This window comes from Bradyrhizobium sp. CIR48 (genome assembly GCF_014198315.1).
Classification (GTDB): Bacteria; Pseudomonadota; Alphaproteobacteria; order Rhizobiales; family Xanthobacteraceae; genus Bradyrhizobium.
This window is the reverse complement of sequence record NZ_JACIHG010000007.1, coordinates 26,384-49,681: the sequence shown is the minus strand read 5'-3', so window position 1 is coordinate 49,681 and position 23,298 is coordinate 26,384. Positions and strand designations below refer to the sequence as shown.

The following is a 23,298-nucleotide window of genomic DNA, read 5'->3' as shown; positions in this document are numbered from 1 at the left end:
CTTTGCTGACGTCCCAGAACCGCCCTTAGCGACCTCCGGGATGCTGAAAGGTCATCACCCCGGCCGCCGCCGGCGCCGGAATTCCCGCCTGCTCGTAGGAACAAAATTTAATTGATTTAATTTATTTAATATTATTTAATACCTTTCGAGAGAAATGACCATGCCAGACCAGGACGACGGCCGACGGGACCTGCGGAAAGTTCGCCGCCGTGACGCCGCCGACCATCACCCTTTTGCTATCAACGTCCCTCACGTCCAACGCGATTGCACAGTCTGGCGCGGGGGGCGGTCCACCATGACCATCAGCACCATGGCAACAATGGCCGGCGCAACGGCGGCCGCGATGGCAGCCCCAACGGGAAGGGCGATAGAGGCCGCTGAGCCGACGCGCGGCCTGCGGAAGGAGACACAATGCAGCCCAGGCGCCGTGACGTAGATTGGCACTTCGCCTCCATGATCGTCTCGTCGATATGGCTAGCGATCTTGGCTGCCGCACTTATAGCGGTGCTCATCCGAGTGCAATCCTGACCGCCCAGGCCGCGCGAGAGCGAGGATCGCGGGTCCCGGAACCATAGATGGGGTATTTCGCGATCGCGCGGAAGGACCGTGAGCCTCGGAGAGGCACCAGCTTGCATATTGGCATCCGATAGACCCAATACGCGATGACCTACGGGCCCTCTAATGGTCTTCGTGCAACCGCAGCCGCAGACGATGACCGCATCTTCGGCCATCGCACTTGGTTTCGTCGAGCAGCGATCGCTTCGTCGAAAAGGAACAGCCAGAACTGACTTGGCGTTCAACAGCCTATCCGCGTCGGCAAAGAACCCGCGCAACTGAATCCGGTGATAGCCGCCCTTAACAAGAGATTGCCTTCACTTTAGGGGAGGTCGCAGCTTAGCGCTCGCGCCAGGCGCGCATCAACTGATCGGAGAGCGGCTTGACGAGGTACGACATCACCGTGCGCTGGTCGGTCTGAATGAAGGCTTCGACCGGCATGCCGGCGATCAGCTTCAGGTCGCCCAGGCGGGCGATCTCCGCCTCGGGAACTGCGATGCGTGCTACATAGAAGCTCGTCGTGCTCTTTTGGTCGACCGCCACGTCAGCGGACACCTGGCTCACTTCGCCGTTGAGTTGGGGTGTGGTGCGCTGGTTGAAGGCCGTAAAGCGTAACAGCACCGGCTGGCCGACCGACAGACGATCGATCTCATGTGGGGGAATCCGCACCTCCACGACGAGCGCGTCGTGCGTGGGGACGATAAGCATGATCTGCTCGCCGGGGCTGATGACGCCGCCGATGGTGTGCAGCGCCAGCTGATGCACGGTGCCGTCCTGCGGCGCGCGAATATCGATGCGTTTGAGCTGGTCCTCGGCGGCAACGCGTTTCTCGACCAGCTCCGAGGTCTTGGCGCGGATCTCGGCGAGATCCTTTCCGACTTCGGTGCGCAGATCCTGATCGATCTGCATGATTTGCAGCGTGGTCTCGGTGATCCGGCCCCTGACTTCGGCGATGGCCGCGACCAGAGCGCCACGTTCGCCATGCAGGCGCACCGCGTCGCGCTCGAGCGTTGTCAGGCGCGTGATCTGTACCAGATTCTTTCGCCACAGGTCGCGCACGCCCAGAAGCTCCTGGTCGATGAAGGTGGTTTCGCGGTCTTTCGCCTGGATCTGCTCGTCGAGCCCGCGGATCTGCTCCCGGAGCTGGCCGATGCGCTCGCTGAGCTGCGCCTTCTTGCCGGTGCGGGCGGCGCGGCGCAACTCGAACAGCTTGCGCTCGCCCACGATCAGTCGATCGACGTCGGGATCGGCGGCACGATCAATGAGGTCGGCGGGAAATTCGAGCCGGTCCTGGCCGTCGCGCTCAGCCTCGAGCCGCGCCCGGCGCGCCGCCTGTTCGTCGAGACTCTTGACGACGATCAGGAGATTGGCCCGCGTCACCGTCTCGTCGAGGCGCACGATCACGTCGCCAGCCGTCACCCGCGCACCCTCGCGAACGTTGAGTTCACCGACCACGCCGCCAGTCGGATGCTGCACCTTCTTGGTGTAGCTGTCGACCACCAGCGTGCCGGAGCCGACGACGGCGCCAGCCAGTTCCGTGGTCGCGGCCCAGCCGCCGGCGCCCCCGGCAAGAATGATGACGCCCACCAGGCCGGCGCGCAGGTGCTGGCGGATCGCGTGCGGAACCTGGTTCACCGGCTCGCGGTTCAAAGGCTCGCTCCCTCGGTTACGACCTTAAGCGGCACTGCCGGCCGCGGCTGCATCATCTTGGCCAGCAGCGCGTCCTTGGGCCCGAACGCCTGCACGCGCCCCTCGGCCATCACGATCAATTGGTCCACGCCAGCGAGCGCACTGGTGCGATGCGCGACGACGATGACAATGCCGCCCCGCGCACGCACGCCGTGGATGGCCTGCGTCAGGGCCTGGTCGCCGTCGGAGTCGAGATTGGAGTTGGGCTCGTCGAGCACCACCAGGAAGGGTTCGCGGTAAAGGGCACGGGCGAGCGCAATGCGCTGCCGCTGCCCGGCAGAGAGCGCCGCGCCGCCTTCGCCGATCGGCGTGTCGTAGCCTTTCGGCAAGCGCAGCACCATCTGGTGCACACCGGCGGCGTTCGCGGCGGCGATCATCGCCTCCGCATCGGGAACGGGTTCGAAGCGGTTGATATTCTGCGCCACCGTGCCGGCGAACAGCTCGACGTCCTGCGGCAGATAGCCGATGTGGCGGCCGAGCGCCTCGGAGCCCCATTGGTCGAGCGCGGCGCCGTCGAGCCGCACCTTGCCGCGCGCCGCCCCCCACACACCGACGATGGCACGCACCAGCGACGACTTGCCCGATGCGCTCGGGCCGACGATGCCAACCCCCTGCCCCGGGTTCAACGCGAAGGATGCTTCCAGCACGACGGCGGTCTGCTCGCCCGGCGGCGCCACGGAGACAGCCTCGACGGCGAGGGTCTTGCACGGCGGCGGCAACGGCGTCTTCTCCTCCTCGGCCGGGAGTTGCGCCCATTGCTGCTGCAGACGTTTCCAGCTCTCCCGGGCCGCGATCAGGCTCTTCCAGTGGGCGATGGCGAGCTCGACCGGCGCGAGCGCGCGCGAGGTGAGAATGGCGCCGGCAATGATGATTCCCGCGGTCGCCTCCTGGATGATGACGAGATAGCCGCCGACGGCCAGCACCGCCGACTGCAGCACCATGCGCAGCACCTTGGAGGCGGAGCCGAAGCCGCCGGCGATGTCGGCGGCGCGCCGCTGGGTGAACATGTAGCTGTCATTGACGTCCGCCCAGCGCGCGGCGAGCCGCCCGCGCATGCCCATGGCCTGCAATACCTCGGCATTCCGGCGGCTCGCCTCGGCGAGAGCGTTGCGTTGCGCGATCTGGCCGGTGACTTCCTTCGTGCGCGCACGCGTCAAGCGGTCGGTGAGAAGGGTCAGGGACACGAGCATCACCGAGCCGATCGATGCCGTGAGCCCGAGCAGCGGATGAAACATGAAGCAGATCGCGAGGTAAAACGGGATCCAGGGCAGGTCGAACAGCGCGGTCGGGCCGAGCCCGGAGAGATAGCTGCGCACCTGGTCGAGATCGCGCACCGGCTGCAACCCGTCGCCGCTGGCGCGCACCCGCAGCGGCCAGCGCGCGACGACGTCGTAGGCGCGCGCCGAGAATGCGCGGTCGAGCCACTCGCCGATGCGGACGAGGATGCGCCCGCGCAGAATGTCGAGGAATGCCTGGAACGAATAGAGCGCGCCGACCAGCGCGGCGAGGCCGATCAGCGTCGGCACGCTGCGGCTCGGCACCACGCGGTCATAGACTTCGAGCATGAAGAACGAACCGGTCAGGTACAGCACGTTCAACATGGCGGTGATCAGGCCGAGCCCGACCAACACCCCGCGACAGGCCTGAAGGGGTGAGGACATTTGATGCGCGTGAGGTGGCTCGTCGGGTCGCGCAGCTGCCGCCGCGCGCCGCCGCTTCCAGACCAGCCTGATGAAAATGAAGGCCGCCACGGCCAACAGGCCGACGCGGATGGTGAAGCTCGCCAGCTCCTCTGGATAACCGAGGACCTGGCCACACCAGGCGGCAGCAGACCGGGAGAGATGGCCGCACCAGGCGGTGACACTATCCGGCATCGAATCTACTCCAGCCCCGTGCGACCGAACAGGTGCCGGCTGCGCGCCAAAGCGGCGTGCAGCCGGCGGCTTGCGATTCAGATCGTGATGACGCCGTTGTGGTTTCCGTCAATCCCGACCGAGAAACTGCTGGAAGCCGTATCCCCGTCGGCATCAGCGATCTGCACGGTGAAGTCGAGCTTCTCGTCGGGCGCCGGCTGCGACTGGATCAGGCTGAACCCGCCGATGTCGAACGTGTTGTTGTCGTTGCCATCGATGCCATCATGGGCGCTGATGTTTTCGATCAGCACGCGGTCGTGGGTCGTTCCGCTCGTCGTCCACTGCACCTTGTCGCCGGTGCTCAGCCCGGTGATGATCAGATTGCCGTCGCCGTCGATCGTCGCTTGCGGTGTAAACTGCAAGTTGCCTGTTTTGACGACGAAGTCGGTGATCGAGAACGACGTGATGTTGACGTGCGTGTCGTTGGTGAGCCCGTCGACGAACCCCGCCCCCGGCTCGTAGGCGGTGCTGAAGGCCGTGATCTTGACGGTGACGGGTCCGACGCCCGGGTTCGTCTGGTTGACGGTAAAGGACGCCGACGTCGCATTGAACAGGGCCTGGAAGTCGATGTTGGCTTCGACATCGGCCTCGTTCTGGTCCAGATTCGGCACGAGGAAGTTCGTGTTCGCGCCAGTCACGTAGGTGATGTACGCGCCTTCAGTGGGATAATTGGCGCTGTCATTGAGCTGGTTGCCGTTGACACCGAACGACGTGGTGCTGCCGGCCTGGCTGATGTTGAGCACGTCCTTGGTCGTGATGTTGCCGCCCTGGGACTGGTTCAGCGGATTCTCTCCAACCACCACGATCTGGGTCGAGGCAGGATCGCCGAAGGTCATGAAGAGATTGCTGCCGGAGGGCGCTCCGGCAAAGCTGAAGCTGACCTCCGCGGGCGGAGGATTCTGCAGGACATCGAAAGTGTAGTTGCCGCCGGACACGGTCAGCTTGAAGAAATCGATGTCGCCCGCGGTGTGTGTGGTGCTGCCATCTACGTCCTTGTAGTAGGTGGCGACAGTATTGCTGTCCGTGAGGGCCCGGAGCAGCGTTGTCTGCGAGACCGTGCCATCCAGGATCGTCAGGCTCGCCGGCGAGCTGGTGATACTGTACGTCGCCGGGTCGTCCACTCCGCCCGCTGCGTTGAGCGTCTTGGTTACGCTGGCGCCGGCAGCAAAGTCCACCTGCCCATCGGCGATGGGCCCGATGGTCGGCCCGTCGTCCTGGAACTGCACGGCATCGCCGATGCCGGTCGAGCTCGTCGCCGTGTCGCCGTCACCGTCGGTAACCGTCACCACCGCCAGCAGCGCGCTCTCGGTGATGTTGATCGCCTCATCGTAGCTGGCACCGCCGGTCGGATGCTTCAGCGAGGCATATTGCGCCACGCTGACGACACCGCTCGTGCCGTCGATCGCCACCGCGAAGGCCGCGGCTCCGGCGGAACTGCCGATGCGGCCGACCACCAGGCTGCCTTCCTTGAACAGGAAGATGCTGGCGCCGCCGGTCGTGTCGAGGCCGGAATCCACGCCTGCGGCGGACACCGCCAGCGAGAACGCCGTCGTCGCGCCCTCGTTATCGGCACCCGCAGAGCTGCCGGTCGCGCTCACGACGGGGGTGGCATCCTGTGCGTAGCCGGGGCTGAGATCGGTGCTTTTATTGGCGACGCCAGCGAACAAGGCGACAACACCTGCCGCAGTTGTGTCGTCGGCATCCGCGTCGACCCCCGCAGTCTCGTCATGCGCTACCGTCGCCGTGCCCTGCGCGATTCCCGCTGTCGGTCCGTCGTCCTGGAACTGCACGGCATCGCCGATGCCGGTCGAACTCGTCTTCGTGTCGCCGTCGCCGTCGGTCACCGTCACCACTGCCAGCAGCGCACTGTCGGTGATGTTGATCGCCTCATCGTAGCTGGCGCCGCCGGTCGGATGCTTCAGCGAGGCATATTGCGCCACGCTCACGACGCCGGTCGAGCTGTTGATTGCCACCGCGAAGGCCGCGGCGCCGGTCTCACCGCCGATGCGGCCGACCACCAGGTTGCCTTCCTTGAACAGGAAGATGCTGGTGCCGTTGGTGGTGTCGAGGCCGGAATCCACCCCTGCGGCGGATACCGCCAGCGAGAAGGCCGTCGTCCCGCCGAACGAGTCGGTGCCATACGAGCTTCCGGTCGCGCTCACGACAGCGGTCGCATCCTGCGCGTAACCGGTCGGGCTGAGGTCGCTGCTGACGTTGGCTACGCCCGCAAACAGCGCCACCACGCCCGCCGCGATGGTGTCATCGGCATCGCCCTGATTGCCCGCGGTCTCGTCATGCGCCACGGTCGGCGCGCCCTGCACGATCCCCGCCGTCGGGCCGTCATCCTCGAAGTGGATGGCCGTGCCGACCACGGCGCTCGCGGCGTTGGAGCTGACAAGGCTGAAGCCGCCGATATCGAAGGTGTTGTTGTCGTTGTCTGGATTGGTATCCGCGTTGCTGATGTTTTCGATCAGGACGCGGTTATGGGTTGCGCTCGTTGTCCACTGCACCGTGTCGCCGCTGCTCAGGCCGGTGACCGTCAATGTGCCGTCGGCGTTTACGGTAGCGGCCGGAGTATATTGCGTATTGCCTGATTTTTTGACGACGTTGATGAAGGAGGCCGATGTGATCGCGATCTGCGTGTCGTTGCTGAGCCCGTCGACGAAATTCACCCCCGTCTCCGCGGCGGTGCTGAAGGCCGTAATCTTGACGGTGACGGGGCCGATGCCCGGATTGGTCTGGTTGACGGTGAAGGAGCCGCCGGTCGCGTTGAAGACGTTCTGGAAGGCGATGTTGGCTTCGACGTCGGCCTCGTTCTGATCGAGGTTCGGCACCAGGAAGTTCGTGTTCGTGCCCGTGACATAGGTGATGTACGCCCCCTCACCAGCGTTGATCTGGTTGCCGTTGACGCCGAACGAGGTGGTGCTGCCGGCCTGGCTGATATTGAGCACGTCCTTGGTCGTGATGTTCCCGCCCTCGGATTGATTGAGCGGGTTCTTGCCAATCACCACGATCTGGGTGGAGTTCGGATCACCGAAGGTCATGAAGAGATTGCTGCCGGACGGCGCTCCGGCGAAGCCGAAATTGATCTGCTCGCTGACCGCGACCTTGAGATGGCTGCCGAGGTCGAGGGAGTCATCGGGGTTGGTGCCATCCAGATGCTGCAGCGCCTCGTATTGAACGCTCCAGATCTTGGCACCGGTCGCGGTCTGCTCGAGATAGACCGCGAAGACGATGACACCCGCAGCCGTCTTGCCGACCACGATGTTGTCGTTCGTGGGGTCCGCCCAAAGGAAGACCTCCTCGCCGTCATTGGTGAAGAGACCGCTCGTGTCACCGTCGAGCGCGCCGCCAGTCGAATCGGTGAAGGCGAGGTTGCCGATCGCGCCCGTGACGCCGCTGATGGTGATAACGTCGCCGCTGCTGACCGCGTGGTTGATCTCCGTGGCCGGAGCGCCCAGTGCCGTCAGCCGACTTGAAAACGCGCTCGGGAGCGTCGTGTTGGTGTCGTCGTTCTGCAGATCAGCGGTTTCGTCGAGAATAACGGTTGTGCCGGTAAGAGTGACTGAGAGTGCCATGAGAAACCTCCTACAAGAGAATAATGGTAGGCTTGCACATCAGAAATTCCTGCGTCAGCTCTTCGGCGTATCGCGAGTTTCGACAACGCCGGCATCATCGGCGGCAAGCCGATCACAGGCTCCTTCTTTCTCTTTCATCGAAGAATTTCCCGCCACCCGGGAGGCAACGCACGCATCACACGACAAAGCAAGACCGCTTCGTCTCTCTGCCAAGTGAGAGAACGAACTTGCAAAACATGCAAAACGGTCGGAAGCGTGCGCCGCCCCGAGCGGCGATCACACCCTGCTGATTGGATATTTCCTGAAGCAAGCAGCGTGCACAAACATGGCCGCCTCCCCAAACAATGAACGTTACTCTGAAGCCCTCTCAATCAATCAGGGCCAACTCTGTTCAAGTGCGTGTGGGCTCGCAATCTCGATTCCTGTCGAGTATTAAATCTCGACGAAAGTAAAAATTTAAACCAATTATTAACAAATGTAAATAGCGGCGCAATGTCGCTCGCGTTCGTGCGAGGAGATCTCGCGGCTCTCTTGATGATCTTCAGGCCTTGCGGCCATCTTGCGCAGCACTCGCGTACAGTTCGTTGGACTAACGCTCGAGATAAATGTCCGTTAGTGCCCTTTGCTGACGTTCCTACCCGCTTCGAGCTGACGTCTCGTCAGCGCCCTTGGCGGACTCCAGATCTCTGCGCATAGGATAGTTGGGCAACAACGTCATCCCCTCAGCCAACATTGCCTCAGCCGCGGCGTGACAGAAAATCGAGCACGCCGGTCTTGTAGACCTTGTCGCCGACCGCGCGCATGTGGTCGCGGTTCGGAATGTCGAGCACTTCTGAGCCGGGGATGATGGCACCGAGCGCGCTGGCACTTCCTGCGACGTCGTCGGTCGAGCCGACCGCAATCAGCACCGGCAAGTCGATGCGCGCGGCCTCGTCCTTCGTCATGAGATCGCGCGTGCCGCGCAGGCAGGCGGCGAGCGCACGGTGATCGGAGCGAGTCTGGTCGGCGAACGCACGGAAGGTGCGGCCGACGGGATCGGTGACGTCATCCAGCGAGGGCGCCTCCAGCGCCTTGGCGACGTTCTCGCCGGGACCGGTGCCCTCGATCAGGCCGCCGATGCCGATGCCGCCGAGGATCGCCGAGCGCAGGCGCTGCGGCTCGTTGAGGGACAGCCATGCCGCCATCCGACCGCCCATCGAATAGCCCATGATGTCGGCCTGCGGGATGGCGAGATGATCCATCAGCGCAAGCACGTCGCCGGCCATGGTCGGGATCGAGTATTGCGCGGGCTCGTAGAGCTTTGCGCTTTCGCCATGGCCGCGATTGTCGAGCGCAATCACGCGGCGGCCGTTCTTGCGCAGCTCCGAGACCCAGGTCGGATAGACCCAGTTCACGTTCTTGCTCGAGGCAAAGCCGTGCACCAGGATGATCGGATCGCCCTCGCCTTCATCGAGATAGGCAATTTCAACGGCGCCGTTGTGAAAGCTCGGCATCTGCAGTTCCGCGGGTCTGGAGGGGAATGGTTGATCTTAGAGCATGATCCGGAAAACTGTGCAGCGGTTTTCCGGCAACATCATGCTCAAACAATAGCCTGAAGCGCCGCGCGCCTCAGGCCGTGACGGCCGCGTTGGCCAGGGCAGCTTCGGCTGCGATCTGGGCACGGCGCAGCCGCCGCGCCCGTTTGCGATCGCACCAGGCCTGGGTGAGGCGCTCGGTGGTCGCCTTGATGGAGGAGAGAAGGCCGAACAGCGTCAGTGCCGCACTGAACAGCCAGAGCGCCAGATTGAACGCGCCGCCGATCAGCAGCAGCGCGCCCCGGCCGAGCAGCTTCATGATCGCGCGCGTCTTGCTGCCTTGCGCTTCGGCAAGCCGCGCCGCGCGTGCGACATCCTTCGGGCCTTCGGCGATGCGCAGCGTATCCATCGCCCCGCGCGTGCCGGTCTTCTCGGCGACGCGCGTGACGTCCTTGCCGAGCCGGACCAGCGCACCGGCCTTCTCGGCACGGAACGCGGCCTTGATCGCGCTGACGGTCTCGCGCGGCCGCAGCACCGAACCTGATACCACCGCATTCCGCAGCGCCGGCGTGTCGACGACCTCACGCGCGGAACGGCCAGCCCAGACCGCGAGTCCCTCGCCGAGCCGCCCGACTTTGCGCGCGTCCTTCACCAGCGTCAGTCCGGCGCGCACCGGCGCCGCGCCACCGACGGACACATAGGTCGCCGCCGTCACCGCAAGTCCGGCCGCCGCAAGCCCGAGCACGAGCCGGTCGGTGTCCTCACCCATGGCCAGATGCTTGCCCTCGCGCACCACGTCCCTGATGTCGCCGATCACGAAGAGATCGCCCGCCACCGTCCCCGAGAGGCTCGCGACATCATCGGCATTTCCGGTGACGAGGCCGGTGGCGAAACGCTTGGCGAAATGCGAGGTGGAGCTTTCGGCTTTGACCGCGTCATTGACGCGGCTCAGGAGGTCGTCGGGCAGCGCGATGTTGCGGTCACGCGCGAGCGCGACAAAACTGTCGGCGAGATCGGCATCGCCGGCGGCGAGCGCGGCCTCGATGTTGTCCTGGACCAGGCGATCGTTCTGCCGCAGCACTTGATCGAGCTTGAGCTCGGAGAGCACGGCCGGATCATCCTGGGCGGCGAGGATCGCGCCGGCCTCACGGGCGTGCGGCGCTACCTGCGCGAGCAAGAAGCCGCACGCCGCGATGCCGGTCAAAGCTGTGGTGATTCGCAGCCACTTCATGTGGAAAAGCCCGGAAGTCCCTGGGATCCCTTGCGCCTGATGATTCGTCTTTCGGCACAAATTTGCTCGTCCACAGACATAGTATGCCAAAATTGCGACACAACGTCCCCGACGAAAGAAGGGCTTCTCTCAGGCCTTAAGATTGTGTCGAATTTGCATGAGCAAATGAGCATGGGGCAATTGTGGACCTTTCGGTTCCGCTGGACTAGCAATCATCCACACCCGCCAGTATGGTCCGCGGCGCCTTAAAGATGCCGCGTCAGTTCTTGATTGTGTCTGCCGCCATTGCCACTCCAGGATGAGTTACGATGTCCGACCATGTCGTCCCGCACTTCCACAACGATGCCGGTGTCCCCGTCATCGAGATCGGCTCGCAAGAGTTCATGTGCGTGGGCGCCAACCCTCCGTTCGACCATCCGCACGTCTTCCTCGACCTCGGCAACGACAACGAGATCATCTGCCCCTACTGCTCGACGCTGTACCGTTTCGCGGCCGACCTGAAGGCGGGCGAAGCCCGCCCGCCGGAATGCGTCCTGAAGGACAAGGTGGCCTGACCGCTTCCATCGGTCAGGGTGGCGCTCTCCCGCACGATTGTCATCGCCGGTGCCGGCATCGGTGGACTGACGGCCGCGCTGGCGCTCGCGGCCCGCGGCTTCCGTATCGTCGTGCTGGAAAAGGCCGAGCGGCTCGAGGAAGTCGGCGCCGGCCTGCAACTCTCCCCCAATGCCAGCCGCGTGCTGGTCGAGCTCGGCCTCGCTGAGCGCCTCAAGCTGCGCGCCGTCACTCCGGAAGCGGTCTCGATCATGAGCGCGCGGGCCGGCGGCGAGCTGCTGCGGATGCCGCTCGGTGAAGCAGCGTCGCTGCGGGCCGGCGCCCCCTATTGGGTGGTGCACCGCGCCGACCTGCAATCGGCGCTCGCCGGCGCTGTTGCCGATCATCCCGACATCGACCTGAAGCTGGGCGCGACCTTCGAAGACGTCGCGCCTCACGCCAAGGGGCTGACGGTGGTCCACCGCAGCGGCACGATCCGCCGCAGCGATCTCGCCAGCGCGCTGATCGGCGCCGACGGCATCTGGTCGACGGTCCGCCAGCATCTGTTTCCCGAGGTGCAGCCGCGCTTCTCCGGGCTGATCGCCTGGCGCGGCACGCTGGACGCCACGCAACTGCCGAAGGACTACACCGCGCGCCGGGTGCAGCTGTGGATGGGGCCGAATGCCCATCTCGTCGCCTATCCGATCGCGGGCGGCCGCCAGCTCAACGTGGTCGCAGTGCTTCCGGGCACCTGGAACAGGCCGGGCTGGAGCACGCCCGGCGATCCGCTGGAAGTGATGGAGGCCTTCGCCGCGCCGCGGTGGCCGGCCTCGGCGCGGATGATGCTGGCCACGGTCGACAGCTGGCGGAAATGGGCGCTGTTCGGCGTGCCCGATGGCTGCCCCTGGAGCAAGGGTCCGGTGGCACTGCTCGGCGATGCCGTGCATGCGATGCTGCCTTTTGCAGCCCAGGGCGCCGGGATGGCGATCGAGGATGCCGCGGTGCTCGCCCGGCATCTGAGCTTTGAAGCCGCCGAGAGCACAGCGGGCATCAGTGCTGCGCTGACGCAATACGGCCGTGCCCGTCAGGCGCGGGTGCGGCGAGTGCAGCGAACCGCGCGGCAGCAGGGCCGCATCTATCATCTCAGCGGGCCGCTTGCGGCCGCACGCGATCTTGCGATCCGCGCGCTCGGCCCGGACCGCATGCTGGCGCGGCAGGACTGGATCTACGGCTGGCGGCCCTGATGCGAAGCGCCGCTGGCGCGGCGCCTCAGCGTGACGCTTTCCCGGATTTCGAAGCGGGCTTGGCAGCCGCCGCGGGGGACAATTGCGTGGCAGGCGGGGTCGCCTCCGGCGGCGTTTCCCGGCACTTGTTGCGGCGCCAGGCGTCCTCGGCCATTTGCGCCGACCCGCGCACGGCGACATAGTCGTTGCGATAGGCGAGTTCGGACACCACCGCGCCACCGGCCCCGGTCTCGGCCTTTTCCATCAGCCCCCGCAAATCGTCAGTGCGTTTGGCGAGCGTCTTGCGTTCGGCCTCCAGCTGCTTGCAGTCGTACAATTCGTATTTGGCGGGATCGGCAAAGGCCGGCGCGACCGTCTCGCTCATACCGGCGCAGCCGGACAACGCGGCGCCGGCCGCAAGCAGCGCCAAGAGCGCGCCGAAGCCGCGCGGCGAAGTGGAAAACGAAGCAGCCATGCCGAATGAATAGTCCCCGTGGATTGAGAATGCCTAAAGCAACAACAGATGTCCGGATTGAGGCTTTGCCTTGTGCGCCCGGCTCGCTTAAGGAAGGACCGTCCCTCCGGGCTCGCAACGCGCCAATTCCAGACGGCTAGGATGGACTTAAGTGTTTGATCTCGTTGGATCAAGCGGGCATGGCGGAATTGGTAGACGCAAGGGACTTAAAATCCCTCGGTGCGCAAGCGCTGTGCCGGTTCGACCCCGGCTGCCCGCACCACGAGATTTGATGCTCCCGCGTGGGCCATTGGTGAAGGCGGTCTGCCCTCCGCTTCAGCTGAGCGATCATCGAACGCGCCTCCGGTGGCGTCTCGATCTGCCCAATAGCTTTGTTGCGCGGCTTCAGCATCTGAAGATCGCCCTCTTCCGTGTCCGAGCAGCCGCTTCACCGAAAGCAGGCGACGCATCGCCACCGCATCGAGCGCTTGTTGGAACACGTACAGCAGAGTGCTCGGAGAGCTGAGCGATTATTGCGGCGTGGACCACGACCGCGAAAGCATCGAGCGTGCCGCCAAGGCGATGTCAGGCTCAACCACCGCCACGGCTATAGCTGGACCGCGTCCGGCACCCGGCCCGCATGACGGACGTCGAGCAGCAGGACCCAGAAGAACATCAGCGCGCTGAAGAGCTGGATGGAATTGTCCTCGGAGGAACTCCCCGTCAGGAAGATCAATGAGGGCATCAGGAGACCGACGGTGAGCGCGGCGGCCAGTGCCCTGGCCGGAAGATCGACCAGCAGGATCGCGGCATACAGCGCGAGCTCGAAGAAGGCATATTCCTTGAGGCGCGGCGAGCTGAGATAGAGCGCAAACATGGCCAGCACCGTGATGCGCATGGCTGCACGGGGGTGATCCATCAGCCAGCGATCCAGTCGCGCAAGAAGCGAATCTCCTTCGTGCGCCGGCCGGCTCCCGATCAAGCGCAGGACGGACAGGACGAACGGCACGAGCACCAGTGCGGTCGCAGCGAACGCATAGGCTGCGAAGATCGCCGGCTTGCTGTCGATCAGGCCCACATGGCCCATCAGATCCCGCGCCAGCAGCAGCAGGGACGGATTGCTCTCGAACAGCTCGACGAGGTGCTGGTCCGGAATCTTTCCGGCCACCGCAAGCTGCCAGCTCGCGAACAGATCGGGGTACGCCAGCCACGATATCAGGATCGGCAAGGCGAAGCTGAACACAGCCATCGCGATCAGCATCAGCTTGCGGCCGCGCGGCAGCGGCAGGAAGTACAGCGCGGCCAGCACGGGAAAGAACACCAGCTTGAACGACATCACGAGGCCGAGCAGCGCGGCGCCGGCGAGGCGCGATGGAAAGCTGCGGTCCTCTGCCGCTCCGGATGCGGGCGGAGAAAGCAGGAGCCTCAGCGCGATCGCGGTCAGCACGCCGCTCAGGATCGCGAAATTGCCCGACGCCTGCACCCATTCGAAACCGACGAATGCGCCGAGTGCGCAGAGCACCCTGAGCCCGACGTCGCGAGCGCTCGGGCGCGTTCGGCCAAAACCTGGCAAGATGAGGCCGCAGAGCACGGCCAGCACGGGAAAGATGGTTTTGTAGTGAGCGACCAGAATGCCGTCCGCGCAAAAAGGACGAAAGGCGTCCAGCGTCACCGGCAGATAGGGGTAAGAGAGCTTGGTGCCCTTCAGGTTCTTGACGAAATAGGGATCGAGTCCGCCGACATAGGCATCCACCGCCGCGCAATTGACGCGGGTGTCCCAGCCATATTTCACATCGAGCCCGACGTCGCTGGCGAGATTGCCGAACACCAGAAGCGCGGTCAGTGCGATCAGGCAGGCAAGCCAGAGGTTACGCCTCGAAGTCATGTCGGCCGAAGGCTCCAACCATCGTGCTGTACCGGTGACATCAGACACAATCGGATACCTTGTTTGGCCTGGTTTTCTTTCGGCGCCAGCGCGGCGCCTCATCCATCGGCCGCCACAGTGGACAGGAGGCGTTTCCGTTTCATCCCGCCGGGCCCGACCTGCCTCGCCCGGCGCCGATCTTTAGGGAGGGATGGTGAATCACAGGTTTCCGGGCCATAGCAGGACCCGCGGTCGGCTCGCGCGGGGGTTCCCCTCACCAATTCTTGTCCGCCCCTCCTCCGCCTGCCAGCCATCCCGAAACATGGGTTGTGCAACGCAGCATGGGCGATGGATAAAGTCGCTCAATTTCAGAGGTGAGCTTCTTGTCTGACGTCAATGCCGACGATTGGGTGTCCGCAGGACACCGCCCGATGGGATTTCCAGAATTCGTCATCGTGATCGCGTCCATCATGGCGCTGAATCCGCTTGCGATGGACATGATGCTGCCCGCGCTGCCCAATATCGGGACAGCCTTCAACATTCCCGTCGCCAACCATCTGCAGCTGGTGCTGTCGACCTTCCTGATCGGTTTCGGCGCCGGCCAGTTCGTGATGGGTCCCTTGTCGGACCGCTTCGGCCGCCGGCCGGTGCTGCTCGGCGGCATGGCGGTCTATGCGGTGGCGAGCGTGCTGGCGGTCGCGGCGCCCTCGTTCGAGACGCTGCTGCTGGCGCGCGCGCTGCAGGGGCTCGGCACCTCGGCGACACGCGTGATCGCGACCTCGATCGTGCGCGACTGCTATGTCGGCCGCCGCATGGCGAGCGTGATGTCGCTTGCCATGATGGTGTTCATCGCGGTGCCCGTGATCGCTCCCTCGTTCGGACAGGCGGTGCTGCTGGTGACGGCGTGGCGCGGCATCTTCGTCGTGCTGATGCTCTACGGCCTGCTGGCGCTCGCCTGGTGCGTGCTGCGGCTGCCGGAAACCCTTCCTGAATCCGGGCGCCGGTCCCTGGCGCCCGCCGACGTGCTCTCGGCGTTTCGGCAGACCGTGACCAATCGCCAGACCATCGGCTATGCCACGGCCGCCGGCAGCGTCATCGGCGCGCTGTTCGCCTTTGTCTTCTGCGCCCAGCAGGTCTTCACCGGCATCTATCACCTCGGCCATTACTTCCCACTCGCCTTCGCAGCGATTGCAGCCGGCACGGCCGTCGCCGGCTTCCTCAATGCGAGGCTGGTCGGGCGGCTCGGCATGCGCGTGATCTCGCATGGCGCACTGACGCTCTACACAATCGTCGCCGCCGTGATGCTGCTGACGGAAATTCTCGGCGTCCTGCCGCTGACCCTGTTCATGGTGCTCTCGGCTCTGATGATGTTCTCGTTCGGCATGATGGTTGCCAACTTCACCGCGCTCGCGATGGAGCCGCAGGGCCACATCGCCGGCACCGCCTCCTCGCTCTACGGGTCGATCACGACGCTGATCGGAATCGTGGTCGGCATGGCGATCGGACAGAGTTTCGACGGCACGCTGCTGCCGTTCTCGATCGGCTTCTTCCTGTCGACGCTCGCTGCGCTCGCGATCGTGCTGGTGGTGGAAAAGGGCCGGCTGTTCAAGCCGCATCATCGTCCCATCACTTAGGGAACTTCCCGATCCGCTCGATGTTGTCCTGCAGCAATTCGAGAGGTCACATTCAATGGAACCGGAACACCGGGAAGATCGCCGCGACGTCGAACGGCGGAAGACGGAACATTCGGAGCCGAGCGAAGAGCACGCCACATTGACGACGCCTTTGGCGAGCGAGGGTCTTGAGCAGGTCCGCGACAGTCATTGTTGAGCGCAGAGCCTATTCCGGACCGCGCCTGCTGGCGCTGAAATCATCCGCAGCGCTCTTGGGTATCATCCGCATTCCCCGGGGCCGCACGATCAGAGCGACCACCTCCCGCGAGAGACCGGGCCGCCCCCACAGGGTGGCCCGCACGGTGAACTCGCGCCTGACGAAGTGTCCGGTCTGCGAGGACGCCCACGCCATCCACCGGGTGCAAGATTCCTGGTCGCGGAAACACAGCGCGGCCCAGCCGCGGTCGAGCGACGTCTTGCGCGGCAAGCCCAATGTCTGGTCGTACTCGAAGGGCGCCGCATGACGTGGATGGTCCGGGCTGTAGAAAGCGGTGGCGAAGGCCAGCGAACCATCACCACTCACCGCGCCCAGCGGCACACCGGTCTGCTCGCGCCACTCGCGCGTCAATTCACTGGCCGCCTGGGCGTAAAGATTCCGGCCCTCCTCATACCCGTGATCGTTGCGATAGACGGCATGGATCGGCGCGGCGATCAGGACGGCCGCGAGCGCGACGCCGGCCAAGATCACGGTGAGGTTGACCGTGTAGAAGCGCTCGATCGGGTAGCTCGTGCCGCAGACCACGAGAACGGTGAACAGGAACAGTCCCTGCAACGCCCATAGCGACGGCAGATCGGTGCCCATCGCGAGCGACGTCACCACCGGCAGCACGATCGTACCCATCGCGACGTAGAACAAAAGCCGCAGGCCCGGGCTCATTGCGGCGAAGTCCGCCGGAAACTGCTTCAAGCGCGTTCCTGCAACGAGCACCCAGAACACGGCCGACATGCTCATCGCGGCCGCCAGCCCCAGCAGAAAGTTTCTCGCCTCGCCGAGTGAGGTCGCAGCGTTGCCGCCTGTGTGCGCCAGTGCGTAGGTGAAGGTCGACGCGCCCGTTGTCGCGAGCCAATAGACGTGAGGTGACAGCGCCGCGAGCCCGACGACGACCGAGATCCAGGGCGAAGCGGAGGTGAAATAAGCGCGCCGCGCCGGGTGCGCCAGCGCGGCAAACGCGAAGCTCGTGACGAGAAAGACCGAATAATATTTGCCGACCATCGCCAGCGCCGTCGTGCATCCCATTGCGACCGCCCACAGCGGGGCGCGCGTCTCGAATGCGCGCAGGAAGCACCAGGTCGCCAGCGGCCAGACCGCCAGCAGCACCGAATTGGCATTGAAGCGCTGGGCATGGAATTGATAGACCGGCGTCAGCATCAGCAGCAAAAGCACCAGGATGCGCTTGTGCCCGGTCACGAATTGCCGCGCGATCCGGTCGACGAAGATCAGCGCAAGCCCGGCATTGGTCATCGCCATCAATTGCAACGACCAATCGCTGAGCGGGAAGACAGAGGTCCAGCTGGCGGCGATCCAGCCGGTCAAGGGAGGATGCTTGTGATAGCCCCAGGCGAAATGCTGCCCCAGCATCCAGGCCTCGAGCGTATCAGGGTGCAGGCCGCCGCCGGCATAGGCGATCGCCAGATAGAGCGTCCAGATCGCGACGAAACAGCCGATGAGGAGCGGAACGGCCCAGCCCGCCTCGACGCCATCGAGCCAATGCAGGAAAGGCCGCCGCCAACGCGCCGGCGCGCGATCGGACCGTTCGGCCATCGCCTGGAATGCAAAATCGATCGGCACGGGAATCAGGTTGAGGAGGGAAAATGACGCGTAAGGACGACGCATCTATTTCAAGATTGAAACAAATAGCAATGACCGGAAACTGGAAAGGTTAAAAGCCGCAACGCTTTTCCGCCGACGCAAGACCACAAAAGACAACGGCGCCGCTGATGACAGCGGCGCCGCATGGTGAAGACGACGAAGGCTACGTGAATTCGCCTCCCCTTACTCCGACTTGTCGACGTTCCAGAACAGCGGCGTCGCCGGGCCGTCGAGCACGCCGGTCAGCGATTTACGCCAGCCGCTCGGCAGCAGGTATTGCCCCAGCGGGATGTAGATCACCTGCTCATAGGCTTCCTTCTGGATGTCGGCGGCGATCTTCTTCTGCTCGTCGATCGACGGCGCGCGGACGAACGCGTCCTTGAGCTGCTCGATCTTGGCGCTTTCCGCCCAGCCGAACCAGCCGCCCTTCTTGCCCTGGCCGCCGATCGAGAGATTGGCGATCGGGTTGGAGACGTCGGCCGCGACCCAGTTGGTGAAGAACATGTTCCAGCCACCCTCCTTCGGCGGCTTCTGACTGGCACGGCGGCTCACCACCGTCTGCCAATCGGTCGCTTGCAGATCGACCTTGAAGCCGGCTTCGCGCAGCAGCTGGGCCGCGACGATGGGCTGGGCCTTGAGCGTGGTGACGTCGCCGGGCGCCATGATGACGACCGGGGTGCCGTCATATCCGGATTCGGCGAGCGCCTTCTTGGCCTCCGCCATACCATTGCCCTTCACCAGGGTCTCGGCGCCGACCTCGGTCGCGAACGGCGTATCGCAAACGAAGAACGCGCCGCAGATCTTCTGGTACTTGGCATTGCCGACCAGCGCGTCGAGAACGTCCTTCTGGTTCATCGCCAGAAGAGCTGCACGTCGCACCTTCACGTTGTCGAACGGCGGATAGAGGAAGTTCATCCGGCCGAGCGTCTGAAAGCCGAACTTGTTCGAGACCTCGATCGTGATCTCCTTGTTCGCCTCCAGCACCGGCAGCATGTCGTAGGGCAGGTTTTCCATGAAGTCGATGTCGCCCGACTGCAGCGCGTTCACGGCGGTCTGCGAGTCCGGCATGGTGATCCATTCGACGCGGTCGACCTTCGCCACCTTGCCGCCGGAGGTCCAGCTCGCCGGCTCCTTGCGCGGCACGTAATCGGTGTTCTTGACGTAGACCGCCTTGACGCCAGGCTGGAATTCCGACGCCACGAACTTGAAGGGGCCCGAGCCGATCTGCTCGGGGATCTGCTTGTCCGGCGGCGTCTCGGCGAGGCGCTTCGGCATCATGAAGGCGACGCGCGAGGACGGCTTGCCGATGGAGTCGAGCACGAGGCCGTAGGGCTCCTTCAGCTTCAGCGTGATGGTCTTGGCGTCGGTCGCCTCGATGCTCGCGGTGAAGTCCAGGAGCTTCTGGCCCATGCCGTCGACCGCGGCCCAGCGCTTCAGCGAGGCGACGCAATCTTCCGCCGTCACCGGCGCACCGTCATGCCATTTGAGGCCGTCGCGCAGCGTGAAGGTGTAGGTGAGCTTGTCGTCGGAGATCTTCCAGTCCGCCATCTGCGGCTGAATCTTGAAGCTCGAATCGGGAGCCACCAGCGTGTCGTAGACCATGTAGCCATGGTCACGCGTGATGTAGGCCGTGGTGAAGATCGGATCGATGATGCGCAGATCCGAATGCATCACCGCCGTAATGGTCTTGCCGGCTGCTAGCACTGGCGAGGCAAGCGCCGTCGAAAGCGCAACGACAGACAGCGCAAGTTTGGAGGCAAACGCGCGAGGCCCCCGGCGCATGAAGTGGAACATAAAAAGTTTCTCCTGACGTGAAACTGTTCAAAGGCAGGTTATTGGTTAAGCATGGGGCTCGTTCCTTGGGCGAACTAACCTCATGCAATGCCTTTATCTTTCGAGACTTGCAGACAGTGCCGAGCGCGTCAATCCGGTTTCGCTGCAAGCCCTGGCGGCGCGGGCACGGGCTCCACAAGGATCGGTTTGGCTCTACAACACTCTCCACTCGTCCTGCCCCGCACCAATGCAATGCGCATTCCATCTTTCGAAGCTTGAGAGACATTGAGATGAATCCAGCCAATCTTCCTTTCGATTCCGAGGCGATGCTCCAGGGTCTGCGCGGCTGGGTCGAATGCGAAAGCCCGACCTGGGACGCTGATGCGGTGAATCGCATGCTCGATATCGCAGCGCGGGATATGGCGATCATGGGTGCGACGATCGAGCGCATCGCCGGCCGGCAAGGTTTCGGCGGCGTGATCCGCGCGCGCTTTCCGCATCCGAAACAGGGCGAGCCGGGCATCCTGATCGCCGGCCATATGGATACCGTCCACCCGGTCGGTACCATCGAGAAGTTGAAATGGCGGCGCGAGGGCAATCGGTGCTACGGCCCCGGCATCTATGACATGAAGGGCGGCAACTACCTCTCGCTGGAAGCGATCCGGCAACTGGCGCGTGCATCGTTCACCACACCGCTGCCGATCACCGTGCTGTTCACGCCGGACGAGGAAGTGGGCACGCCCTCGACGCGCGACATCATCGAGGCGGAAGCCGCCCGCAACAAATATGTCCTGGTGCCCGAGCCCGGCCGCGCCGACAACGGCGTCACCACCGGACGTTACGCCATCGCACGCTTCAATCTCGAGGCGACGGGCCGGCCGAGCCACGCCGGCGCGACGCTGTCGGCGGGACGCTCGGCGATCCGCGAGATGGCGCGGCAGATTCTCGCCATCGACGCGATGACGACGGAGGACTGCACCTTCTCGGTCGGCGTCGTGCATGGCGGGCAATGGGTCAATTGCGTTGCCACGACCGCCACCGGCGAAGCGCTCTCCATGGCCAAGCGGCAGGCCGATCTCGATCGCGGCGTCGAGCGGATGCTGGCGCTGTCGGGCATGGCCAACGATGTTTCCTTCAAGGTGACGCGCGGGGTGACGCGTCCGGTGTGGGAGCCGGATGCCGGCACGATGGCGTTGTATGAGAAGGCGCGCGGCATCGCCAAGTCGCTTGGCGCCGAACTGCCGCATGCGAGCTCCGGCGGCGGCTCCGACGGCAACTTCACCGGTGCGATGGGAATCCCGACGCTCGACGGCCTAGGCGTGCGCGGAGCCAATGGCCACACCTTAGAGGAGTATATCGAAGTCGAGAGTCTCGTTGAGCGCGGCCGGCTGATGGCCGGGCTACTTGCGACGCTGGAGTGACCGGATTGGATGGGCGCGCCTGGCGGCGCGCCGCGATATTTCGTCTGGCGGGCACGCTCCGCTGGCCCCCTTGAAGAGGGGTCGCCAAAACAGCTGACCGCACTGCAAAAACTGTGGCCCTGATGGCACGGGAATTGCTGAAATGTTAGGCTGGTGGCAGAACAGACTACGACCGCTGCCGCCGATTTACTCTAATCTGACGGATCCAACTTGCTCGGATATCTCCTTCGCCGAATCTTCGCCGCCGTGCCCGTGATGGGCGTCGTCGCGCTGTTCGTCTTCCTCCTGCTCCGCCTCACCCCCGGCGATCCCGCCGCGATCCTCGCCGGCGACAATGCAACGCCGGAACGGCTCGAGCGCATCCGCACCTCGCTCGGCCTCAACGAGCCCTTGATCGTGCAGTTCGTCACCTGGGTGAACAAGCTGCTCCACGGCGATCTCGGGACCTCGCTGATCTCCAATCTGCCTGTGATGAAGATGATCGGCCAGCGCGTCGAGCCGTCGATCTCGATCGCGCTGTGCACCATCATCCTCGCCGTGATCGTGGCGGTTCCCCTCGGCGTGATCGCCGCGTGGAAGCACGGCACCTGGATCGACCGTTTCGTGATGGGGCTTTCCGTGCTCGGCTTCTCGGTGCCGGTGTTCGTGGTCGGCTATATTCTGATCCAGGTCTTCGCGATCGAACTGCGGTGGGTGCCGGTGCAGGGCTTCCGCAGCATCTTTAACGGCTTCGGACCGTTCTTCGAGCGCATGATCCTGCCGACCTGCGCGCTCTCCTTCATCTACATCGCGCTGATCGCGCGCATGACACGCGCGGCGATGCTGGATGTGCTCGGCGAGGACTATGTGCGCACCGCGCGCGCCAAGGGCATCAACGAGGTCGCCGTGATGATGCGCCACGCGCTGCGCAACGCCGCCGTGCCCGTCATCACCGTGATCGGCACCGGCTTTGCGCTGCTGATCTCCGGCGTCGTCGTCACCGAGAGCGTGTTCAACATCCCCGGCATCGGCCGCCTCACCGTGGATGCGGTGCTGGCGCGCGACTATCCGGTGATCCAGGCGATGATCCTGCTGACGTCGCTGATCTATGTCGTCGTCAATCTTCTCATCGACGTCGCCTACACCCTGCTCGATCCCCGGATCCGGTACTGAGGCAAGGACAAGAATAGAATGTCGGTCGATACCCTTCCCCAGTCCTCCATTCCGATCACGTCGCCGCTGCGGCCGCGCTTCGGCTTCCTCACCTCGACGCCGATCATCGCCACGGCGACGGTCCTGCTCGCGCTGATCATCCTGATCTCGATCCTGGCGCCGCTGATCGCGCCGCATGATCCGATCCAGCTCGCGCCGTCGCAACGGCTCAAGCCGTCGTCCGCGCAATTCCTGCTCGGCACCGATGCCTATGGTCGTGACCTGTTGTCGCGCGTCGTCTATGGCGGCCGCATCTCGCTGCTGATCGGCATCGGCTCTGCGATCCTGTCGATCGTCATCGGCCTTGCGATCGGCCTCGTCTCCGGCTTCTTCAAGCTGGTCGATGCCGTGCTGATGCGGGTCATGGACGGCCTGATGGCGATGCCGAGCATCCTGCTCGCGATCGCCGTCGTGTCGCTGTCCGGCGCCAGCCTCTGGACCGTGCTGATCGCGATCACCATCCCCGAGATTCCGCGCGTGGCGCGGCTGGTCCGCTCGGTCGTGCTGTCGGCGCGCGAGGAGCCTTATGTCGAGGCAGCGATCTCGGTCGGCTCGTCCTTGCCGAAGATCATGTGGCGGCATCTGATGCCGAACACGGTGGCGCCGCTGATCGTCCAGGGCACCTATATCTGCGCGAGCGCGATCCTCACCGAGGCGATCCTCTCCTTCCTCGGCGCCGGCATCTCGCCGGAGACGCCGACCTGGGGCAACATCATGGCCGAGGGCCGCCAGTACTTCCAGATCAAGCCGTCGCTGATCTTCTGGCCGGGCCTGCTGCTCTCGATCGCCATCCTCAGCATCAATCTGATCGGCGACGCCGCCCGCGACGCACTCGATCCGCGCATGAAGCAGCGGGAAGGCAAGTGATGACTGATCAA

15 protein-coding genes, 1 tRNA gene and 1 pseudogene are annotated in these 23,298 nt (G+C 64.4%); 8 read left to right on the top strand and 9 right to left on the bottom strand.

The annotated features are described in order from the left end of the window. Positions 1–191: 191 nt before the first annotated feature. A pseudogene (locus GGD66_RS42440) lies at positions 192–381 on the top strand (hypothetical protein); the annotation flags it as partial. Between the two features lie 513 nt (positions 382–894). On the opposite strand, the gene GGD66_RS21635 reads toward GGD66_RS42440, so the two are convergent. The 5 genes from GGD66_RS21635 to GGD66_RS21615 all read right to left on the bottom strand — a co-directional run bounded on the left by GGD66_RS21635 (position 895) and on the right by GGD66_RS21615 (position 10,480). Then, the gene (locus GGD66_RS21635) at positions 895–2,205 is read right to left on the bottom strand and encodes an HlyD family type I secretion periplasmic adaptor subunit (RefSeq protein WP_092259205.1); all 1,311 of its coding nucleotides are present in this window, start codon (positions 2,203–2,205) and stop codon (positions 895–897) included. Further along, positions 2,202–3,905: a type I secretion system permease/ATPase gene (locus GGD66_RS21630; RefSeq protein WP_183259146.1), complete on the bottom strand. Its 1,704-nt coding sequence runs from the start codon at positions 3,903–3,905 to the stop codon at positions 2,202–2,204. Before GGD66_RS21630 ends, GGD66_RS21635 begins: the two co-directional genes overlap by 4 nt. Before the next feature lie 290 nt (positions 3,906–4,195). Then, positions 4,196–7,735 (bottom strand): DUF5801 repeats-in-toxin domain-containing protein, encoded by a 3,540-nt coding sequence (locus GGD66_RS21625; protein WP_183258962.1) that lies wholly within the window; start codon positions 7,733–7,735, stop codon positions 4,196–4,198. A gap of 737 nt (positions 7,736–8,472) precedes the next feature. Continuing rightward, positions 8,473–9,228 carry an alpha/beta fold hydrolase gene (locus GGD66_RS21620; RefSeq protein ID WP_183229956.1) on the bottom strand — a complete coding sequence of 252 codons (756 nt, stop codon included), beginning with the start codon at positions 9,226–9,228 and terminating at the stop codon, positions 8,473–8,475. Between the two features lie 115 nt (positions 9,229–9,343). Then, positions 9,344–10,480, bottom strand: coding sequence for a hypothetical protein (locus GGD66_RS21615; protein ID WP_183229958.1), 1,137 nt, complete (start codon positions 10,478–10,480; stop codon positions 9,344–9,346). A gap of 308 nt (positions 10,481–10,788) precedes the next feature. On the opposite strand from GGD66_RS21615, the gene GGD66_RS21610 reads away from it, so the two are divergent. Together GGD66_RS21610 and GGD66_RS21605 are read left to right on the top strand one after the other, a co-directional pair. After that, on the top strand, positions 10,789–11,034 hold the full coding sequence (locus GGD66_RS21610) for a zinc-finger domain-containing protein (RefSeq protein ID WP_007602543.1): 246 nt from the start codon (positions 10,789–10,791) through the stop codon (positions 11,032–11,034). An 18-nt stretch (positions 11,035–11,052) separates the two neighbouring features. Further along, on the top strand, positions 11,053–12,255 hold the full coding sequence (locus GGD66_RS21605; RefSeq protein WP_092259201.1) for an FAD-dependent monooxygenase: 1,203 nt from the start codon (positions 11,053–11,055) through the stop codon (positions 12,253–12,255). A gap of 25 nt (positions 12,256–12,280) precedes the next feature. On the opposite strand, the gene GGD66_RS21600 is transcribed toward GGD66_RS21605, so the two are convergent. Next, entirely contained in the window at positions 12,281–12,709 is a 429-nt protein-coding gene (locus GGD66_RS21600; protein ID WP_018322089.1) for a hypothetical protein, read from the bottom strand. 173 nt (positions 12,710–12,882) lie between these two features. On the opposite strand from GGD66_RS21600, the gene GGD66_RS21595 reads away from it, so the two are divergent. Beyond that, a tRNA-Leu gene (locus tag GGD66_RS21595) sits at positions 12,883–12,971 on the top strand. A gap of 324 nt (positions 12,972–13,295) precedes the next feature. Here the strand turns inward: GGD66_RS21595 and GGD66_RS21590 are convergent. After that, a complete protein-coding gene (locus tag GGD66_RS21590) occupies positions 13,296–14,573 on the bottom strand; it encodes a hypothetical protein (RefSeq protein WP_183258961.1) in 1,278 nt (425 codons plus the stop codon). A 362-nt stretch (positions 14,574–14,935) separates the two neighbouring features. Here GGD66_RS21590 and GGD66_RS21585 point away from each other — a divergent pair, with 362 nt between their 5' ends. Then, the gene (locus GGD66_RS21585; RefSeq protein WP_092259200.1) at positions 14,936–16,186 is read left to right on the top strand and encodes a multidrug effflux MFS transporter; all 1,251 of its coding nucleotides are present in this window, start codon (positions 14,936–14,938) and stop codon (positions 16,184–16,186) included. Between the two features lie 205 nt (positions 16,187–16,391). Here GGD66_RS21585 and GGD66_RS21580 read toward each other — a convergent pair whose 3' ends face one another. Together GGD66_RS21580 and GGD66_RS21575 are read right to left on the bottom strand one after the other, a co-directional pair. Continuing rightward, positions 16,392–18,059, bottom strand: coding sequence for a glycosyltransferase family 39 protein (locus GGD66_RS21580; protein WP_183258960.1), 1,668 nt, complete (start codon positions 18,057–18,059; stop codon positions 16,392–16,394). Between the two features lie 159 nt (positions 18,060–18,218). Further along, the gene (locus GGD66_RS21575) at positions 18,219–19,829 is read right to left on the bottom strand and encodes an ABC transporter substrate-binding protein (protein ID WP_018322086.1); all 1,611 of its coding nucleotides are present in this window, start codon (positions 19,827–19,829) and stop codon (positions 18,219–18,221) included. Positions 19,830–20,098: 269 nt separating this feature from the next. On the opposite strand from GGD66_RS21575, the gene GGD66_RS21570 reads away from it, so the two are divergent. From GGD66_RS21570 to GGD66_RS21560, 3 genes are all read left to right on the top strand, one after another. Continuing rightward, positions 20,099–21,229 carry a M20/M25/M40 family metallo-hydrolase gene (locus tag GGD66_RS21570; RefSeq protein WP_183258959.1) on the top strand — a complete coding sequence of 377 codons (1,131 nt, stop codon included), beginning with the start codon at positions 20,099–20,101 and terminating at the stop codon, positions 21,227–21,229. 210 nt (positions 21,230–21,439) lie between these two features. Next, on the top strand, positions 21,440–22,381 hold the full coding sequence (locus tag GGD66_RS21565; protein WP_179734267.1) for an ABC transporter permease: 942 nt from the start codon (positions 21,440–21,442) through the stop codon (positions 22,379–22,381). An 18-nt stretch (positions 22,382–22,399) separates the two neighbouring features. Continuing rightward, positions 22,400–23,287 carry an ABC transporter permease gene (locus GGD66_RS21560; RefSeq protein WP_028141177.1) on the top strand — a complete coding sequence of 296 codons (888 nt, stop codon included), beginning with the start codon at positions 22,400–22,402 and terminating at the stop codon, positions 23,285–23,287. Positions 23,288–23,298 lie beyond the last annotated feature (11 nt).

Bases quoted from the DNA above. Each gene is read 5' to 3' on its own strand.
- GGD66_RS21630 (WP_183259146.1), bottom strand. From the start codon at position 3,905: ATGTCCTCACCCCTTCAGGCCTGTCGCGGGGTGTTGGTCGGGCTCGGC.
- GGD66_RS21625 (WP_183258962.1), bottom strand. From the start codon at position 7,735: ATGGCACTCTCAGTCACTCTTACCGGCACAACCGTTATTCTCGACGAA.
- GGD66_RS21620 (WP_183229956.1), bottom strand. From the start codon at position 9,228: ATGCCGAGCTTTCACAACGGCGCCGTTGAAATTGCCTATCTCGATGAA.
- GGD66_RS21615 (WP_183229958.1), bottom strand. From the start codon at position 10,480: ATGAAGTGGCTGCGAATCACCACAGCTTTGACCGGCATCGCGGCGTGC.
- GGD66_RS21610 (WP_007602543.1), top strand. From the start codon at position 10,789: ATGTCCGACCATGTCGTCCCGCACTTCCACAACGATGCCGGTGTCCCC.
- GGD66_RS21600 (WP_018322089.1), bottom strand. From the start codon at position 12,709: ATGGCTGCTTCGTTTTCCACTTCGCCGCGCGGCTTCGGCGCGCTCTTG.
- GGD66_RS21590 (WP_183258961.1), bottom strand. From the start codon at position 14,573: ATGACTTCGAGGCGTAACCTCTGGCTTGCCTGCCTGATCGCACTGACC.
- GGD66_RS21580 (WP_183258960.1), bottom strand. From the start codon at position 18,059: ATGCGTCGTCCTTACGCGTCATTTTCCCTCCTCAACCTGATTCCCGTG.
- GGD66_RS21575 (WP_018322086.1), bottom strand. From the start codon at position 19,829: ATGTTCCACTTCATGCGCCGGGGGCCTCGCGCGTTTGCCTCCAAACTT.
- GGD66_RS21570 (WP_183258959.1), top strand. From the start codon at position 20,099: ATGAATCCAGCCAATCTTCCTTTCGATTCCGAGGCGATGCTCCAGGGT.
- GGD66_RS21560 (WP_028141177.1), top strand. From the start codon at position 22,400: ATGTCGGTCGATACCCTTCCCCAGTCCTCCATTCCGATCACGTCGCCG.